Raw genomic sequence first — 16302 nt, 5'->3', positions numbered from 1 at the left:
CCGCACCTCATCGTTCGCGCTCGGGGTAGCGCGGCGGTTGTTCCAATCCGCGGCATGTCCGCACATCGAAGATCAGGAGCTTTGCACATGCAAACGACCGACAACATGACGAGCCAGCAGGGCGCGGCAACGGGCCGCCCCGTCGGTGGACAGGCAGGCCATCCGCAGCCGCTTGCGCCTCAGGCGACGTTCGCCGATTACAAGGTGATCCGCCGCAATGGCAGCGTCGTGTCGTTCGAGCCGTCCAAAATCGCGATCGCCGTGACGAAAGCCTTCCTCGCCGTCAACGGTGGGCAGGGCGCCGCATCGGCGCGCGTGCGCGAACTCGTCGAGCAGCTCACGCAGAGCGTGGTGCGCGCGTTGCTGCGCAGCCGTCCGAACGGCGGCACGTTCCATATCGAGGACATCCAGGACCAGGTCGAACTGGCCCTCATGCGCGGCGGCGAGCACAACGTCGCCCGAGCCTACGTCCTTTATCGCGAAAAGCGGACTCAGGAACGCGCGCAAGAGCACGAAGAGGCCGTCCAATCGTCGGGGCTCAACGTCGTCGACAACGGCATCAGCCGCCCGCTCGACATGAAGGCGCTGACGGGCCTCATCGAGTCGGCCTGCGAGCATCTCGGCGATGCGGTGAGCGCCGAGCCGATCGTGGCCGAGACGGTCAAGAACCTCTATGACGGCGTGCCGATGAGCCAAGTCTACGACTCGGCGATTCTCGCGGCGCGCACGATGATCGAAAAGGACCCGGCCTACAGCCAAGTCACGGCACGCATCCTGCTGCACACGATCCGCCGCGAAATTCTCAGCGAGGAAGTGACGCAGCGCGAAATGAGCGAGCGCTACGCCGAATATTTCCCGCAGTTCATCAAGCGCGGCATAGAGGCCGAACTGCTCGACGAAAAGCTGCAGCAGTTCGATCTGAAGCGCCTCGGCGCGGCGCTCGACGCGAACCGCGACCTGCAGTTCGGCTACCTGGGCTTGCAAACGCTGTACGACCGCTACTTCCTGCACGTCGATGGCACGCGAATCGAAATGCCGCAGGCATTCTTTATGCGCGTGGCGATGGGCCTGGCCCTGAACGAGATCGATCGCGAAGCGCGCGCCATCGAGTTCTACGACGTACTCTCGACGTTCGACTTCATGAGCTCGACGCCGACGCTCTTCAACTCGGGCACGCGCCGCTCGCAGCTTTCGTCGTGCTATCTGACGACGGTTGCGGACGACCTCGACGGCATCTATGAGGCGCTCAAGGAAAACGCGCTGCTCTCGAAGTTCGCCGGCGGCCTCGGCAATGACTGGACGCGCGTGCGCGCGCTCGGCTCGCATATCAAGGGTACCAACGGCAAGTCGCAGGGCGTCGTGCCGTTCCTGAAGGTCGTCAACGATACGGCAGTGGCGGTCAACCAGGGTGGCAAGCGCAAGGGTGCGGTGTGCGCCTATCTGGAGTCGTGGCACCTCGACATCGAAGAATTCCTGGAGCTGCGCAAGAACACCGGCGACGACCGCCGCCGCACGCATGATATGAACACGGCGAACTGGATTCCCGACCTGTTCATGAAGCGGGTCATGGAAGGCGGCGACTGGACGCTCTTTTCGCCGTCCACCTGCCCCGATCTGCACGACAAATTCGGCACCGACTTCGAGGCGGCTTATACGGCTTACGAAGACAAGGTCGCGCGCGGCGAGATCAAGCTCTTCAAGCGGATCCCGGCGGCGCAACTCTGGCGCAAGATGCTCGGCATGCTGTTCGAGACCGGGCATCCCTGGATTACGTTCAAGGACCCTTGCAATCTGCGCTCGCCGCAGCAGCACGTCGGTGTCGTCCATTCGTCGAACCTGTGCACCGAGATCACGTTGAACACGAGCGACACCGAGATCGCCGTGTGCAACCTCGGCTCGGTGAACCTCGTCGCGCACATGACCCGGCAGCCTGACGGCAGCTATCTGCTCGACCATGACAAGCTCAAGCGGACGGTGAGTGTGGCGATGCGCATGCTCGACAACGTCATCGACATCAATTATTACGCGGTGCCGAAGGCGCGCAATTCGAACCTCAAGCACCGGCCGGTCGGTCTCGGCATCATGGGTTTCCAGGACTGCCTGCACCTGCTGCGTACGCCGTACGCGTCCGACGCCGCGGTCGAGTTTGCCGACCGCTCGATGGAAGCCGTCTGTTACTACGCCTACTACGCGTCGACGGAGCTCGCCGAGGAGCGCGGCCGCTACTCGAGCTACCGCGGCTCGCTCTGGGACCGCGGCATTCTTCCGCAGGATACGTTGAAGCTGCTGGCCGAGGCGCGCGGCGGCTATGTCGAGATCGATTCGAGCGAATCGATGGATTGGGCGACGCTGCGCTCGCGCATCGCTACCCATGGCATGCGCAACTCGAACTGCGTGGCGATCGCGCCGACGGCGACGATCTCCAACATCATCGGCGTGTCGGCCTGTATCGAGCCGACTTTCCAGAATCTTTACGTGAAGTCGAATCTGTCGGGCGAATTCACGGTCGTGAACGACTATCTCGTGCGCGATCTGAAGGCGCGCAACCTCTGGGACGAGGTCATGGTCGCCGATCTGAAGTACTTCGACGGCACGCTGTCACGCATCGATCGCGTCCCGGCCGATCTGCGCGCCATCTATGCGACGGCGTTCGAGGTCGATCCGAAGTGGCTCGTCGAGGCGGCGGCGCGCCGGCAGAAGTGGATCGACCAGGCGCAGTCGCTCAACATTTACATGGCCGGCGCGTCGGGCAAGAAACTCGACGAGGTCTACAAGCTGGCGTGGTTGAGGGGTCTCAAGACGACTTATTACCTGCGAACGATGGCAGCAACGCACGTCGAGAAGTCGACGGTCGCGCATGGCGCGCTCAACGCGGTGCCGTCGAACGACGGTGGCCTCGGCGGCGGTGGCGCGGCGGGCGGCTTCGGTGCGAGCGGCGGTGCCATGGGCGGCGCGACGGGTTCGACCTCGGGCGGTCTCGATGCGGCGGCAGTGGCGGTAGAGCCTCAAGCCGATGGTCCCGTATGCATGATGCGTCCGGGCGACCCGGGCTTCGATGAGTGCGAGGCTTGCCAGTAGCAAGGATAACGACCGGCATCGACGCGCTGCTCGCTCGGCTTGGCGAGCGGCGCGAATCGAGAGCGGGCATCGACGATGCTGCACATCTGAAAGAGAAGAAATCGAACCGAGCGCATGCATCGTCGAGTCATCAAGAAGTGCTCGACTGTCCGATGCATCGATCAAAGTGTTGTATGCAGGTCGCAGCGTGAATCGAAAACAGGAATTTTCGTGAGCGAACCCTTTTATCGCTCGTGAAAAGATGGTACAAACCGTTCTAAATTGATGGTGAGAATTTATGCTCAACTGGGATGACGAGACGACTGCCGTAACTCCCTCGAGCGGTTCGCAAGCGAATGCGTTGCGCAACCCCGCAGGGCCGGTTGTCGGAACGCAAGCGGCGTCGCATCGCGCGACGCAGGCTCCGTTGGCGCAAGACATCTTCGCGGGCGACATCGCGGTCGCCCCCTATGCGACGGCCGAAGCCGCGCCGGCTCCTCAGCCCGAAGCGCGGGTGAACGTGGCCGACAAGCGCATCATCAACGGCAAGACAGACGTCAATCAGCTCGTGCCGTTCAAGTACAAGTGGGCTTGGGAGAAGTACCTGGCCGGCTGCGCGAATCATTGGATGCCGCAGGAAATCAACATGTCCCGCGACATCGCCCTGTGGAAGGATCCAAACGGGTTGACCGAGGACGAGCGCCGCATCGTCAAGCGCAATCTCGGCTTCTTCGTGACGGCGGACTCGCTTGCAGCGAACAACATCGTGCTCGGCACCTACCGGCACATCACGGCACCGGAGTGCCGGCAGTTCCTGCTGCGCCAGGCGTTCGAAGAAGCGATCCACACCCACGCGTACCAGTACATCGTCGAATCGCTGGGTCTCGATGAAGGCGAAATCTTCAATGCCTACCACGAGGTTCAGTCGATCCGGGACAAGGACGAATTCCTGATCCCGTTCATCCATACGCTGACCGATCCGGCCTTCAAGACGGGCACCCTCGAAGCGGATCAGCAACTGCTCAAGTCGCTGATCGTCTTTGCCTGTGTGATGGAAGGGCTCTTCTTCTACGTCGGGTTTACGCAAATTCTTGCGCTCGGCCGGCAGAACAAGATGACGGGTGCTGCGGAGCAATACCAGTACATCCTGCGTGACGAGTCGATGCACTGCAACTTCGGTATCGACCTCATCAACCAGATCAAGCTCGAGAACCCGCACTTGTGGACTCCGGCATTCCGCGAGGAGATCCGCGCGGTGTTCCGGCATGCGGTCGATCTCGAGTATCGCTACGCGGAAGACACGATGCCGCGCGGCGTGCTGGGACTGAACGCCTCGATGTTCAAGAGTTACTTGCGCTTCATCTGCAATCGGCGGTGCCAGCAGATCGGCCTCGATCCGCTGTTCCCGAATGAGGAGAACCCGTTCCCGTGGATGAGCGAGATGATCGACTTGAAGAAGGAGCGCAACTTCTTCGAGACGCGTGTCATCGAATATCAAACTGGCGGAGCGCTTTCCTGGGAATGACAGGAAACGCTCGCGAAACGATTGGCTGGGGTGGCCGCGGCGCGAACCGCGGCGGATATGGTTAGGAGCAAGAACGCCTGATGCAGAGCGTGCCCGGCGGCAGGTCCGCCCACAAACATGATAGGCACTTTGCGAACCCTTCAGTGGGACGGGCGAACTACCCCTCGAAAAAGCTGGCGGCCGCGCGGCCGCCAGCTCGACTCAAGCGATTGCCGGCAGGCGCGAGCGCAATGCGCCGCGTTGCCGACTTGATTGGGCGTGCTGTGCCGTCGGGCACGGCACGCCTTGCCGTATTCATTAGCGTAAGCGCGCTGCATTCGCGTACGCCGATGAATAGCCCGCTTCGCAGCGCGCGCCCTGACCGGCGCGCAGCGGGAAGCGGGTTTTGATGAGGTGTAGTTCAAATTGACTCTCGAAACCTGAAGGAGAAAACAATGGCAACTGCCAAGAAGAAACCCGCTGCAAAGAAAGCTGCTCCGGCGAAGAAGGCCGCTGCGAAGAAGGCGGCTCCGGCCAAGAAGGTTGCAGTGAAGAAGGTCGCGGCGAAGAAGACCGTAGCGAAGAAGGCTGCTCCGGCGAAGAAGGCCGCTGCGAAGAGGGCGGCTCCGGCCAAGAAGGCTGCAGCGAAGAAAGTCGCGGCGAAGAAGACGGTAGCGAAGAAGGCAGCTCCGGCGAAGAAGGCCGCTGCGAAGAAGGCAGCTCCGGCGAAGAAGGCCGCAGCAAAGAAGACCGCGGCGAAGAAGGCTGCGCCTGCGAAGAAGGCTGCCGCCAAGAAAACCGCTGCGAAGAAGGCCGCGCCTGCGAAGAAGGCCGCTGCGAAAAAGACCGCCGCCAAGAAGGCTGCCCCTGCGAAGAAGGCCGCTGCGAAGAAGGCTGCCCCTGCGAAGAAGGCGGCCGCGAAGAAGGCTGCGCCTGCCACGCCTGCTGCCCCTGCGGCGCCCGCTGCCTCGCCGGCTGCGCCCAGCGTCAAGACGGCACTGAACCCGGCTGCGGCTTGGCCGTTCCCGACGGGTTCGCGTCCGTAAGCGTCGTCGCAGGAAAGCTCGGCCGCGGTATGGTTGTCGCGGCCATGCAGTTAAAAACCCGTCACCAGCGTACCGGTGACGGGTTTTTTTATGGAGCGCCTGAGCATCGCGTCCGCCCGTCGCCCTCCGCGACAGCTCAGCTGCGCCGCCGCCGCGCGCGGCTCAATGCGTGACGCGCGTTACGCCGCCGCTCGAAAGCAGCCGCACGCGATCTCCCGCTTGGAAGATTTCGCCGGTCGCGCTTTGCGTGATGGCGCGCAAGTCGCCGTTGTCGAGCCGAACGGTGATCTCTACGCCAGAGCGCTTGGCAACGCCGTTCTCGACTGCGTTGCCCGCGACTGCACCGATGAGGCCGCCGGCGATGGCGGTGAGAATCGAGCCTTTTCCGCCGCCGATCGTGCTGCCGGCGACCGCGCCGGCAGCGCCGCCGCCGAGCGCGCCGATTCCGCTCGGCTGACCGTTGTTCGAGCTGATCGTCACGCCTCTCACGCTTTCGACGGTCCCCATGCGCACCGTTTGCTCACGCTGTGCCTGGCCGGCGCTATAGACGTCCGCCGAGCTGCTGTTATAGGCACACCCCGTCATCGCCAGCGCGCTGGCGAGCACTGTGGCGAATGTCACACGAGCCGATGTTTTCATTTTGTGCTGCTCCTCGAAGTATTACGGCAGGCGGTAACCGAACGCCTGCTCGAACCGCTCACCGATCTCATCGCGCGATGGCGCGTAGGTTTGCGGGCCCGAATGTTCAATTTTGAGCGAGCCCATGAGACTTGCCAAGCGGCCCGTCGTGGCCCAATCGAAGCCACGTTCGATGCCGTATAGCAAGCCGCCGCGAAACGCATCCCCGCAGCCGGTCGGATCGACGACGCGTGCCGCCGCGACGACCGGAATGGTTTCACAGGTTCCGGAATGATGGATGTGCGCGCCGTTTTCACCGTAGGTCACGATGAGCGCATCAACGCGGCTGGCAATGTCGTCGAGCGTCCAGCCCGTCTTGTTGCAGACGAGTTTGGCTTCGTAGTCATTGACTGCGACGTATGTCGCGAGTTCAATGGCGCGCCGCAGTGCGTCGCCCGTGAAGAGCGGCAGCCCCTGACCTGGGTCGAAGATGAACGGGATGCCGGCGGCCGCCAGTTTCTCCGTGTGCTGGACCATCCCCTCGAAGCCGTCCGGTGCGACGATCGCAAGGCGGACGCCGGGCGCTTCGTCGGCGCGATTCAGGTGCGATTGCATCATCGCGCCCGGATGAAACGCGGTGATCTGGTTGTTGTCCAGGTCCGTCGTAATCATCGCCTGCGCGCAGTAGGCGTCCGGCACGATACGGACATGATCCGTTGCAAGGCCGAGGCTCGCGAAGCGATCGAGATACGGTTGCGCATCCATTGCGCCGAGCGTCGCCATGATGCGGGCGTCACCGCCCAGGAGATTGAGCGCATAGGCGATATTGCCGGCGCAGCCGCCGAATTCCCGGCGCATCGTGGGCACGAGAAAGCTGACGTTTAGAATATGGACCTGCTCGGGGAGGATGTGCTCGCGAAATCGCCCCTGGAAAGTCATGATGTTGTCGTAGGCGAGCGAGCCGCAGATCAGCGTAGCCAAGGCAGAAGTTCCTCGTCGGGTCAAAAAGATGGGTCTGTCGGCAGTGCACCATGACAAAGCGCCGCGCTTTTATTGCGCGGCGCTGCGTCGATCAATGCACGGGCCTGTTACTTCAAAGCACCGAGGGCCGCGTCGTAGTTCGGCTCGTTCTTGATTTCCTCGACCAGCTGCGCGTGCACGACCTTGTCGTTCTCGTCGATGACGACGACCGCGCGCGCCGTCAATCCGGCAAGCGGTCCGCTCTTGATATCGACCCCGTACGCCTGTGCGAACGCCGGCGAGCGGAACGTCGATGCGGTGACGACATTCTCGATGCCTTCGGTCGTGCAAAAGCGCGTTGCTGCGAATGGCAGATCGCCCGACACGACGATCACCGCAGTATTGGCGAGCTTCGCCGCGGCTTCGTTGAACTTGCGGGTGGAGGTCGCGCAGGTGGGCGTGTCGAGGCTCGGGACGATGTTCAGCACTTTGCGCTTGCCGGCGAAATCGCCCAGCGTGACCGGCTTCAGGTCCTTGCCGACCAGCGAGAATTCGGGCGCCTTTTGGCCCACCGACGGAAACGTGCCGCCGACTTCGATGGCGTTGCCGCCCAGCGTAACTTGACTCATGTTGTGCTCCGGAAATTCGACTCGGGTTATCGCGATTGCGACTAAAGGGCCGACCGGCCTCGCGCCGGCTGGCCCGCGGTTGTCCCACTACGGGTAGAAAATCTGCACGCGGAAGTTCGTGGCGACGGCGTTGCCGCTATCGAGCCGCACGATCATCGTTTGCGAGGTGCGCGGCGGCAAGCCGTTCGCGAGCGTCGTGCCGGGCGGCAGATAGTCTTGCGGCCACAATACGCGCCGAATCGCGACCTCGTTCTTCGCGTCGAAGAGCGTCAGCTCGATGGCCGGATACGCTAGCGCGACGCTGTAACGGTTGCGCAAAGGCACGCGCAACTCGAGTTTGTGCGGGCCATCGATCTGACGCAGGTCGGAGGCCTCGACTTGCAGGCCATCGATGTCGCGCGGCGGCGAAATCAGGCAGCCGAACTGCGCGCATACGCGGACGAACAGCGGCTGCGATCCGGGCCAATAGACCATCACGGTTTCGCGTTGCCACCAGGCAAGTTGCGCGACGAGCAGCACCGCGAGTGCGAGAGAGAGCAACGTACCGAGGACGCCGCGCAGCAAGTGCCGCGGCGCATTCGCGCGCCTTTCCCGCGTCACGGGGAAATGCGGGCCTCCACCGGCTGGCGTCGCGGGCGGTATCCCGAGGCCCTCGGCAGCGGACGCGGTGTGCGGCGGCCCGGGCTCGGCATGCGGCGGGATGCGAAAGCGCGGTTCCGGGTCGGCCTCCCATCGCGGGACGGCCGGCTCGTGGGGTGCGAATTGCGGCTCGTCATCGGGCAGGGGCTTGGGCGATGCGGTCCCGGCGCGATGCGGCGGTTCCCGATGGGGCTCGTCGGGCGCGGCTTCGTCCGGCAGCGGTTCATGCAGCGGCTCGGCAAAGGATTCGGACAGAGGCGAGAGCGTCGGTTCACGATGCTCGCCCAACGGCAGCTCATGTGGCACGGAATTCACTCGATGGCCACGGTCCGGCGTTTCGTGGGTTTCGTGAGCTGCGTGCGGTGCGGTGGGGACTTCGATCGTCGTTTCGGCCGGCGGCTCGGCCGATGGAATCTCGGGTGCCACGGCAGCCGCTTCGAAACCGGCCTCGGGTTCGGCGGCGTGCGCGGGCGCTGCTTGGGCGGCAGCCGGCGTCTCAGCCGGCGGCTCCTGCGATTGCCGTTCGGGCATGGCCTCAGCGGGCGCGTGCTCGGTGGTTTCTGAGCCGGCCGCGGGGCCGAGCAGGTTCTGCGATGCGTCGAATACTTCCTGGCAATGCCCGCAACGCACGCGTCCGTGGGAGCGGGCGAGCTGTGCGTCCTGTACGCGGAAGACCGTTTCGCAGTGGGGACAGCGAGTGGCAAGAACCATAATGGATCGTGGCCGGCCGCAAGGACCGGTGCGTGGATCGATACGCTATTCTAAAGACTTTCCCGGCGTACCCCCGATACGTCGCGGGTTCCCGTCAGACAAACCCAGCCATCGAGTTCGCGCCAGACGCCGAGTTCGAGCCACGGCGCATACGCGGCGGCGACTTCATCGGCTTGTCGCGCCAGCACGCCCGAAAGCGCGAGCCGGCCACCGGGTTTGACTTTCGACGCAAGCATGGATGCCATCAGCTTGAGCGGGTTGGAGAGAATATTCGCGACGACGATATCGAATGCTTGGGCGGGGCAGGCATCGGGCAACGCGAACGTGACATCGGCCCGATTGCGCGCGCTGTTGTCCCGCGCCGATTCGACGGCTTGCGGATCGATATCGATGCCGAAGACAGGATCCGCGCCGCATTTTTTGGCGAGGATCGCGAGAATACCCGAGCCGCAACCGTAGTCGAGCAAGGACTGGCCGAGCGTCACCGATTGCTCGATCCATTCCATGCAAAGCCGTGTCGTGGGGTGGCTGCCCGTGCCGAATGCAAGGCCGGGATCGAGTTCGAGTATCAGCGCGTTCGGATCGGGCGCCGCGTGCCAAGACGGCACGACCCAGATGCGCTTGCCGATGGCGATCGGTTCGAATTGCGACTGTGTGAGCCGTACCCAATCCTGGTCCTCGACTTCACGGACATCGAAATGCGGCACGGTAGCCAGCGCGAGCGCATTCGCCGCGGCTGCAGCCAGCACGGCTGGATCGTGTTCAGGTGCAAGCAACGCGATCACGCGTGAGCGCTGCCACGCTGTTCGCTGCGGGGTGAGACCCGGTTCGCCGAAAAGCGGCTGCTCGTCGGGCGTATCGGCATGGGCGTCTTCGACCGACACCGACAGCGCGCCGAAATCGATCAGCGCATCGGAGTATGCCTCCGCTTGCGCGCGATCGAGCTCGACGATCAGTTCCCGGTAGCTCATCTCAGTATCATTCCCGATGAGGGCGTCGCCTCTCACGCTTCTTCCGGCGCAGCCTGCTGCTTTTCCGCGAGGCGGTGTTCGAGATAATGGATGCTCGTGCCGCCTTCGACGAAGCCGCGGTCGAACATCAGTTCGCGATGCAGCGGAATATTCGTCTGAATGCCCTCGACGACCATCTCCGACAGCGCGATGCGCATGCGGCGAATGGCCTGCTCGCGGGTTGCGCCATAGGCGATCAGCTTGCCGATCATCGAATCATAGTTCGGTGGAACGAAATAGCCATTGTAGGCATGCGAATCGACGCGAATGCCCGGCCCGCCGGGCACGTGCCACGAGGTGATGCGGCCCGGCGACGGCGTGAACTTGAAGGGGTCTTCCGCATTGATCCGGCATTCGATCGCATGGCCGCGAAACACGATGTCGCGCTGGCGGAACGCGAGCTTCTCGCCCGCGGCGACGCGAATCTGTTCCTGAACGATATCGATCCCGGTGATCAGTTCCGTCACCGGATGCTCGACCTGAACGCGCGTATTCATTTCAATGAAGTAAAACTCGCCGTTCTCATAAAGGAACTCGAACGTACCGGCGCCCAGATAGCCCATCTTTTTGCAGGCGTCGGCGCAGCGATCGCCGATCCGATCGATGAGACGGCGCGCGATGTTCGGCGCCGGCGCTTCCTCGATCACTTTTTGATGGCGGCGCTGCATGGAGCAGTCGCGCTCGCCGAGCCAGACGGCGTTCCTGAACGAATCGGCGAGCACCTGGATTTCGACGTGACGCGGATTCTCGAGAAACTTCTCCATGTAGACCTGCGGGTTGCCGAACGCGCGGCCGGCTTCCTCGCGGGTCGTGTTCACTGCGTTCACCAGCGCGGCTTCGGTGTGCACGACGCGCATGCCGCGCCCGCCGCCGCCGCCCGCGGCCTTGATGATGACGGGATAGCCGACCGCGCGCGCGATCTTGACGATCTCTTTCGGGTCGTCAGGCAGCGCGCCTTCCGATCCCGGCACGCAGGGCACCCCCGTTTTGATCATCGTTTGTTTGGCGGTGACCTTGTCGCCCATCATGCGGATCGTTTCGGGGCGCGGGCCGATGAAAGTGAAGCCCGATTGCTCGACGCGCTCGGCGAAATCCGCGTTCTCCGACAGGAATCCGTACCCCGGGTGGATGGCTTCTGCGTCGGTCACCTCGGCCGCGCTGATGAGTGCCGGCATATTCAGATAGCTCTGCGGCGACGGTGCGGGGCCGATGCAGACGGCCTCGTCGGCGAGCTTCACGTACTTCGCTTCCCTGTCCGCCTCGGAGTAGGCGACAACCGTCTTGATGCCCAGTTCGCGGCACGCGCGCTGGATGCGCAGAGCGATTTCGCCGCGATTGGCAATGAGAATTTTTTCAAACATGGCGATGGTTGGACTCTTCAATGGGCGCCGTGCGCGCCTCATGGGGAATGCGGCGGCCGCAGGGGCGAGCGTGGCGCACGACGTCAGCCGGCGGGGCGTGGGCTCGCGCGTGGCTTGCCGGTTTCAGCCGATCACGAAGAGCGGTTGGCCGTATTCGACGGCCTGCCCGTTTTCGACGAGGACTTCCTTGACGATGCCGTCCTTGTCGCTTTCGATCTCGTTCATGAGCTTCATCGCTTCGATGATGCAAAGGGTCTGGCCTTCTTTGACGGTATCGCCGATCTTGACGAACTCGGCAGCGCCCGGCGAAGGCGCCCGGTAAAACGTGCCCACCATCGGCGACGTGACGACGTGGCCTTGCGGTTGGGCGGCGACCGGCGCGGGAGCGGCGGCGGCTTCGATGGCGGCGGCGCTGGCTGCCGGCGCCGCGGCCATTTGCGGGCTGTAGGAGGTGGAAGGCTGAACGTAAACCGGCGGCGCATTCTTGACGATGCGGACTTTGCCCTCGCCTTCGGTCACTTCGAGCTCGGAGATGCCCGATTCGGAGACGAGGTCGATCAAAGTTTTCAGCTTACGTAGATCCATAGGGAATCCCCTTGTTTGTTGCATGAGGCGCCGGCCCGCAGCCAGCGCCGAATTGGTGTTGTTGAGAGTCAGCTGCGCTGGCCGCCGGCGAGCCGGTCGAGCGCGAACTCGAGCGCGTACAGATATCCCTTCCACCCGAAGCCGCAGACGACGCCTTCGGCCACATCCGAAAAATAGGAGTGATGTCTGAACGGCTCGCGCCGGTGTACGTTCGAGAGGTGAATCTCGACGAATGGAATATCGACGCCCTTGAGCGCATCGCGGATCGCGACGCTCGTATGGGTGTAGGCGGCCGGGTTGATGAGCACGAATTCGACGCCCTCCGCGCGCGCCGCATGAATGCGATCGACGATCTGTCCTTCGTGATTGCTCTGGAAGGTGGCGAGCTCGACCCCGGCAAGCTTGGCCCGCTCGACGAGCGCATCATCGATCTGCTGCAACGTCACATTGCCGTATACGCCCGGCTCTCGCGTGCCGAGCAGGTTCAAATTGGGGCCGTGCAGTACCAGCAGTCGTGTCATGGTCGCTTGTCTTTCCGCGGAATTGCGCGAACTTTAGCGCTGTTTAGCGAAACTTGTCCAGCAACAACGGTTTTGGCGGCGGAAAAGCCCGGGGTGCCGGGCAGGCCAGGCGTTGCCGGTTTTCGCTAAATTCCGGCAACGCGCGCGCCGATGCGCCGAACTTCCCGCAAATTGCGCGGAAAGCGCGGTGTCGCATTATATTGCATCGAGCGCGCGGCGCAGCTCGGTGGGTGTGACTTCCCCTAGTTTTGTCGAACGTACGGCGCCGTTCGCATCAATTACGACCGTAAAGGGAAGCCCGCCGGCTGTGTTGCCGAAGCGGCGCGCGATGTCGGCGCCGCCGAATCCACTGACGAAGACCGGGTAGTCCACTGGGACTTTCTGCAAGAAGCTCTGGATGTTCTTCTGCGAATCCACGCCGATGCCGACGAACTTCACGCCCTTGCCAGCGTACTGGCGCGCGAGGCCTGACAGCGCCGGCATCTCTCGGACGCAAGGGGCGCACCAGGACGCCCAGAAATTAACCACGAGCACCTTCCCCTTGAACGGCGCCAGGTTCCCTGGAGTGCCGTCGGGTGCGGTGAGCGCGCTGGCAAAGAGTTGCGATACGGCATCGGGTTGCGCCTCCCCCGGCTCGGTCCGGGCTTGTGCGGCAAGCGCTTGAGGCGCCGATGCGTCAGGCCTGGGAGTACCGCCGCGTAATGCGTGGGATGCCATGAGGCCGATGGCGGCGAGCGCGATCAGTGCGAGCGCCGCGCCGGCAAGTCGATTCTTCATCGTCTTCGATCTCAAATTCGGTCAATCGCCGGAGCGCCCCAGCGGTGCGTCCCGGTCCCGGTCTGCGTCATCGAGCAGGGCCCGGACGGCCTCCGCGTTGGCGCGCGGCGCCCGCCCGCGCGCGTCGGCACGGACGGCGCCGCGCAGGTCGTCGGTGTCGTAAAGCGCGATGTGCATCCCGACCGGCGGCTCGTGGGCCGTAGCGCGTGCGAGAAAACTCAGCGTCTCCACGCTGCCGCGACCGCCGAAATGGCGCGTCTCCGAAACGTCATACTGGACGTTCGCATTGAGCAGGTGAATCGCGACTTCCTTCGGATTGTCGCAAAACACCTGCAAATGGATATCGGAGTGTTCGCCCGCCGTGCCGTTCAACACCGCGCCCGTCAGGTAAGGGTTGAATGCCGCGAGCCGCTCCATCCAATCGAGTGCGACTTCGCGCAGATGGCGCAGCACGGCCGGCTGACTCTCGGACTGGAAGATCGACTGATACTCGCGGATTTCCTCTTCGATCTGATCGTTGTCGGGCAACCATTCGCCCGCCACGCGCGTTTGCCCGAGCACCTGCCGCGCCGCTTTGCGCTTCGCGCTCGCGTAGTCGAGCCCTTCCTCCGCGATCAGCCGCGCCGCGGCGATCGCGATTTCTTCCCGCACCCGCTGCGGGTCTGCATGAAATCGGCGAACCATCAGGCAATCATACCCGATCGGCGCGCGAGGGCCGTCCGGCGCGCCGCCGCACGAGAGGCGTCGGGTACAATAACCGCCTTTTCCGAGATGCGCTCGAGCGAGCCGCGGCGCCCGAGCAGGGTCGCCGCGTCGATGCCCGGCGGCCGCTCCTCCTTTTTTTGCGACATATCCGCGCTCGGCGGCACCTTATCGTTATGCACATCCATATTCTCGGCATCTGCGGCACGTTCATGGGCGGTCTCGCGGTACTGGCGCGCGCCGCGGGCCATACGGTCACGGGATGCGACGCCGGCGTCTATCCGCCGATGAGCACCCAGCTCCAGGCGCAGGGCATCGAGCTCGTCGAAGGGTATGGCGCCGAGCAGATCGATCTCGCCCCCGATCTTTTCGTCATCGGCAACGTCGTGACGCGCGGCAACCCGCTCATGGAAGCGATTCTCGATCGCGGCTTGCCCTATGTGTCGGGGCCGCAGTGGCTCGGCGAGCACGTATTGGCCGGCAAGTGGGTGTTGGCCGTGGCCGGCACGCACGGCAAGACCACGACGAGCTCGATGCTCGCCTGGCTGCTCGAGGATGCCGGACTGAATCCGGGCTTTCTCATCGGCGGCGTGCCGCTCAATTTCGGCGTCTCCGCGCGACTGACCGATTCGAGCTTCTTTGTGATCGAGGCCGACGAGTACGACACGGCTTTCTTCGACAAGCGCTCGAAGTTCGTCCACTATCGTCCGCGCACGGCCGTGCTCAACAATCTCGAATACGATCACGCCGATATCTTTCCCGATCTCGCCGCTATCGAGACGCAATTCCACCATCTGGTGCGCACGGTGCCGGGCGTCGGACGTCTCATCGTCAATGGCCGGGACGCCGCACTCGAGCGCGTACTGGCCCGCGGCGTATGGAGCGAGGTCGAGCGCTTCGGTGTCGACGGCGGATGGCTTGCGCGGCCGGCGGCCGAAGGCGTCGAGGTCGACGAGTGTTTCGCCGTCTACCGGCAGGGCGAGCGCGAAGGCGTCGTGCAATGGCAGGTGCAAGGCGAACATAATCGCCTGAACGCGCTGGCGGCCATCGCGGCGGCGCGCCACGTGGGCGTGCCGGCCGCTCAGGCTGCGCGCTCGCTTTCGGCGTTTCGCAACGTCAAAAGGCGGATGGAGGTGCGCGGCAGCGTCGATGGCGTGACGGTCTACGACGACTTTGCGCATCACCCCACCGCGATCGAGACGACGATCGCGGGCTTGCGCACCCGCATCGGCGAGCAGCATGCGCGCATCCTGGCGGTGCTCGAGCCGCGCTCGAACACGATGAAGCTCGGCGTCATGAAGGCGCAATTGCCGATCAGTCTCGCCGATGCGGATCAGGTGTTCGGCTACGGCGCGCCAACCGGGCGCGATGCGTTGGGCTGGGATCTCGCCGCCGCGCTCGCGCCGCTCGGCGCCAAGGCCCAGGCCTTCGACGATCTCGATGCGCTCGTCGCCGCGGTCACGGCAGCGGCGCGGCCGGGCGATCATATCCTCGTCATGAGCAACGGCGGATTCGGCGGCGTGCACCAAAAGCTGCTCGACGCGCTCGGGCGTCGCGCGAATGGGCGCGAGCGGAGCGCCACGTGATTCTTTATCTGCACGGCTTTCGTTCTTCGCCGAATTCGTTCAAGGCGCGTCTTTTGGCGGCCCGCCTGGCGGAGCTGGGCCGTGCCGACGAGTGGCGCTGTCCGATGTTGCCCGTATCGCCGCTGGACGCGATCGCGCTCGTCGAAAAGACGCTCGCGGGCGCCCAGGACGTCACGCTGATCGGCAGCTCGCTGGGCGGCTACTATGCGACGTACCTCGCCGAAAAGCACGGCTGGCGCGCGGTATTGCTGAACCCGGCCGTGTTGCCGCAGCGCGATCTCTCGTCTTACCTCGGCGAGCAGCCGCTTTGGCATGGCGGCGGCAGTATCGTCGTCACGCCGCGCCATCTCGAGGAGCTCGGAATGATCGGGGTGGCGTCCGTGACGCGGCCGGAACGCTATTATCTGATCGCCGCCACGGGCGACGAGGTGCTCGACTATCGAGACATGCTTGCGCACTATCCGGACGTCCGAACGAAGCTGATCGAAGGCGGCGACCATGCGATCAGCGATTTTGCGGATCATGCGGACGACGTGCTTGCCTTGTGCGGGGGCGCGCCGGCTCGCAACGATTGAGCTGCGCTCGAGGCGAGCTCG

General features: G+C 64.0%; 16 protein-coding genes. 6 read left to right on the top strand and 10 right to left on the bottom strand.

Annotated elements, in window-relative coordinates; all coding sequences use genetic code 11:
* The first annotated feature begins 87 nt into the window (after positions 1 to 87).
* The 4 genes from GWC77_RS14690 (at position 88) to GWC77_RS14680 (ending at position 5607) form a co-directional block, all read left to right on the top strand.
* Entirely contained in the window at positions 88 to 3078 is a 2991-nt protein-coding gene (locus GWC77_RS14690; RefSeq protein WP_173257957.1) for a ribonucleoside-diphosphate reductase subunit alpha, read from the top strand.
* Between the two features lie 277 nt (positions 3079 to 3355).
* The gene (locus GWC77_RS14685; protein ID WP_173257955.1) at positions 3356 to 4582 is read left to right on the top strand and encodes a ribonucleotide-diphosphate reductase subunit beta; all 1227 of its coding nucleotides are present in this window, start codon (positions 3356 to 3358) and stop codon (positions 4580 to 4582) included.
* Positions 4583 to 4662: 80 nt separating this feature from the next.
* Positions 4663 to 4971, top strand: coding sequence for a hypothetical protein (locus GWC77_RS29610; RefSeq protein WP_254366970.1), 309 nt, complete (start codon positions 4663 to 4665; stop codon positions 4969 to 4971).
* A gap of 45 nt (positions 4972 to 5016) precedes the next feature.
* Entirely contained in the window at positions 5017 to 5607 is a 591-nt protein-coding gene (locus GWC77_RS14680) for a histone H1-like DNA-binding protein (protein WP_173257953.1), read from the top strand.
* Between the two features lie 162 nt (positions 5608 to 5769).
* On the opposite strand, the gene GWC77_RS14675 is transcribed toward GWC77_RS14680, so the two are convergent.
* The 10 genes from GWC77_RS14675 to GWC77_RS14630 form a co-directional block, all read right to left on the bottom strand.
* On the bottom strand, positions 5770 to 6246 hold the full coding sequence (locus tag GWC77_RS14675; RefSeq protein ID WP_173257951.1) for a glycine zipper 2TM domain-containing protein: 477 nt from the start codon (positions 6244 to 6246) through the stop codon (positions 5770 to 5772).
* Between the two features lie 21 nt (positions 6247 to 6267).
* Entirely contained in the window at positions 6268 to 7206 is a 939-nt protein-coding gene (locus GWC77_RS14670; RefSeq protein ID WP_173257949.1) for a carbohydrate kinase family protein, read from the bottom strand.
* 107 nt (positions 7207 to 7313) lie between these two features.
* Positions 7314 to 7814 carry a thiol peroxidase gene (gene tpx, locus GWC77_RS14665; protein WP_173257947.1) on the bottom strand — a complete coding sequence of 167 codons (501 nt, stop codon included), beginning with the start codon at positions 7812 to 7814 and terminating at the stop codon, positions 7314 to 7316.
* Positions 7815 to 7901: 87 nt separating this feature from the next.
* Positions 7902 to 9164 carry a DUF3426 domain-containing protein gene (locus GWC77_RS14660; RefSeq protein WP_173257945.1) on the bottom strand — a complete coding sequence of 421 codons (1263 nt, stop codon included), beginning with the start codon at positions 9162 to 9164 and terminating at the stop codon, positions 7902 to 7904.
* A 50-nt stretch (positions 9165 to 9214) separates the two neighbouring features.
* On the bottom strand, positions 9215 to 10135 hold the full coding sequence (prmA, locus tag GWC77_RS14655) for a 50S ribosomal protein L11 methyltransferase (RefSeq protein ID WP_173257943.1): 921 nt from the start codon (positions 10133 to 10135) through the stop codon (positions 9215 to 9217).
* Between the two features lie 32 nt (positions 10136 to 10167).
* Positions 10168 to 11535, bottom strand: coding sequence for an acetyl-CoA carboxylase biotin carboxylase subunit (gene accC, locus GWC77_RS14650; RefSeq protein WP_173257941.1), 1368 nt, complete (start codon positions 11533 to 11535; stop codon positions 10168 to 10170).
* A 123-nt stretch (positions 11536 to 11658) separates the two neighbouring features.
* The gene (gene accB, locus GWC77_RS14645) at positions 11659 to 12120 is read right to left on the bottom strand and encodes an acetyl-CoA carboxylase biotin carboxyl carrier protein (protein WP_173257939.1); all 462 of its coding nucleotides are present in this window, start codon (positions 12118 to 12120) and stop codon (positions 11659 to 11661) included.
* Between the two features lie 68 nt (positions 12121 to 12188).
* Positions 12189 to 12641, bottom strand: a complete 453-nt coding sequence (gene aroQ / locus GWC77_RS14640) for a type II 3-dehydroquinate dehydratase (protein WP_173257937.1) — start codon at positions 12639 to 12641, stop codon at positions 12189 to 12191.
* A 195-nt stretch (positions 12642 to 12836) separates the two neighbouring features.
* Positions 12837 to 13418: a TlpA disulfide reductase family protein gene (locus GWC77_RS14635; RefSeq protein ID WP_173257935.1), complete on the bottom strand. Its 582-nt coding sequence runs from the start codon at positions 13416 to 13418 to the stop codon at positions 12837 to 12839.
* Between the two features lie 21 nt (positions 13419 to 13439).
* Positions 13440 to 14102 (bottom strand): UDP-N-acetylmuramate--alanine ligase, encoded by a 663-nt coding sequence (locus tag GWC77_RS14630; RefSeq protein ID WP_173257933.1) that lies wholly within the window; start codon positions 14100 to 14102, stop codon positions 13440 to 13442.
* 194 nt (positions 14103 to 14296) lie between these two features.
* Here GWC77_RS14630 and mpl point away from each other — a divergent pair, with 194 nt between their 5' ends.
* Together mpl and GWC77_RS14620 are read left to right on the top strand one after the other, a co-directional pair.
* The gene (gene mpl, locus GWC77_RS14625) at positions 14297 to 15706 is read left to right on the top strand and encodes a UDP-N-acetylmuramate:L-alanyl-gamma-D-glutamyl-meso-diaminopimelate ligase (RefSeq protein ID WP_173257932.1); all 1410 of its coding nucleotides are present in this window, start codon (positions 14297 to 14299) and stop codon (positions 15704 to 15706) included.
* Positions 15703 to 16281, top strand: a complete 579-nt coding sequence (locus tag GWC77_RS14620; RefSeq protein ID WP_173257930.1) for a YqiA/YcfP family alpha/beta fold hydrolase — start codon at positions 15703 to 15705, stop codon at positions 16279 to 16281. Before mpl ends, GWC77_RS14620 begins: the two co-directional genes overlap by 4 nt.
* The last annotated feature ends 21 nt before the right edge of the window (positions 16282 to 16302 follow it).

It is taken from the genome of Paraburkholderia sp. NMBU_R16 (assembly GCF_013282575.1).
GTDB lineage: Bacteria > Pseudomonadota > Gammaproteobacteria > Burkholderiales > Burkholderiaceae > Trinickia.
The sequence above is the reverse complement of the archived record's forward strand: the minus strand, read 5'-3'. Positions and strand labels throughout refer to the sequence as shown.

Coding starts and splice junctions, on each gene's coding strand:
- GWC77_RS14675 (WP_173257951.1), bottom strand. CDS start 6,246: ATGAAAACATCGGCTCGTGTGACATTCGCCACAGTGCTCGCCAGCGCG.
- GWC77_RS14635 (WP_173257935.1), bottom strand. CDS start 13,418: ATGAAGAATCGACTTGCCGGCGCGGCGCTCGCACTGATCGCGCTCGCC.
- GWC77_RS14680 (WP_173257953.1), top strand. CDS start 5,017: ATGGCAACTGCCAAGAAGAAACCCGCTGCAAAGAAAGCTGCTCCGGCG.
- GWC77_RS14630 (WP_173257933.1), bottom strand. CDS start 14,102: ATGGTTCGCCGATTTCATGCAGACCCGCAGCGGGTGCGGGAAGAAATC.
- accB (WP_173257939.1), bottom strand. CDS start 12,120: ATGGATCTACGTAAGCTGAAAACTTTGATCGACCTCGTCTCCGAATCG.
- GWC77_RS14660 (WP_173257945.1), bottom strand. CDS start 9,164: ATGGTTCTTGCCACTCGCTGTCCCCACTGCGAAACGGTCTTCCGCGTA.
- aroQ (WP_173257937.1), bottom strand. CDS start 12,641: ATGACACGACTGCTGGTACTGCACGGCCCCAATTTGAACCTGCTCGGC.
- tpx (WP_173257947.1), bottom strand. CDS start 7,814: ATGAGTCAAGTTACGCTGGGCGGCAACGCCATCGAAGTCGGCGGCACG.
- mpl (WP_173257932.1), top strand. CDS start 14,297: ATGCACATCCATATTCTCGGCATCTGCGGCACGTTCATGGGCGGTCTC.
- GWC77_RS14690 (WP_173257957.1), top strand. CDS start 88: ATGCAAACGACCGACAACATGACGAGCCAGCAGGGCGCGGCAACGGGC.
- GWC77_RS14685 (WP_173257955.1), top strand. CDS start 3,356: ATGCTCAACTGGGATGACGAGACGACTGCCGTAACTCCCTCGAGCGGT.
- prmA (WP_173257943.1), bottom strand. CDS start 10,135: ATGAGCTACCGGGAACTGATCGTCGAGCTCGATCGCGCGCAAGCGGAG.
- accC (WP_173257941.1), bottom strand. CDS start 11,535: ATGTTTGAAAAAATTCTCATTGCCAATCGCGGCGAAATCGCTCTGCGC.
- GWC77_RS29610 (WP_254366970.1), top strand. CDS start 4,663: ATGCAGAGCGTGCCCGGCGGCAGGTCCGCCCACAAACATGATAGGCAC.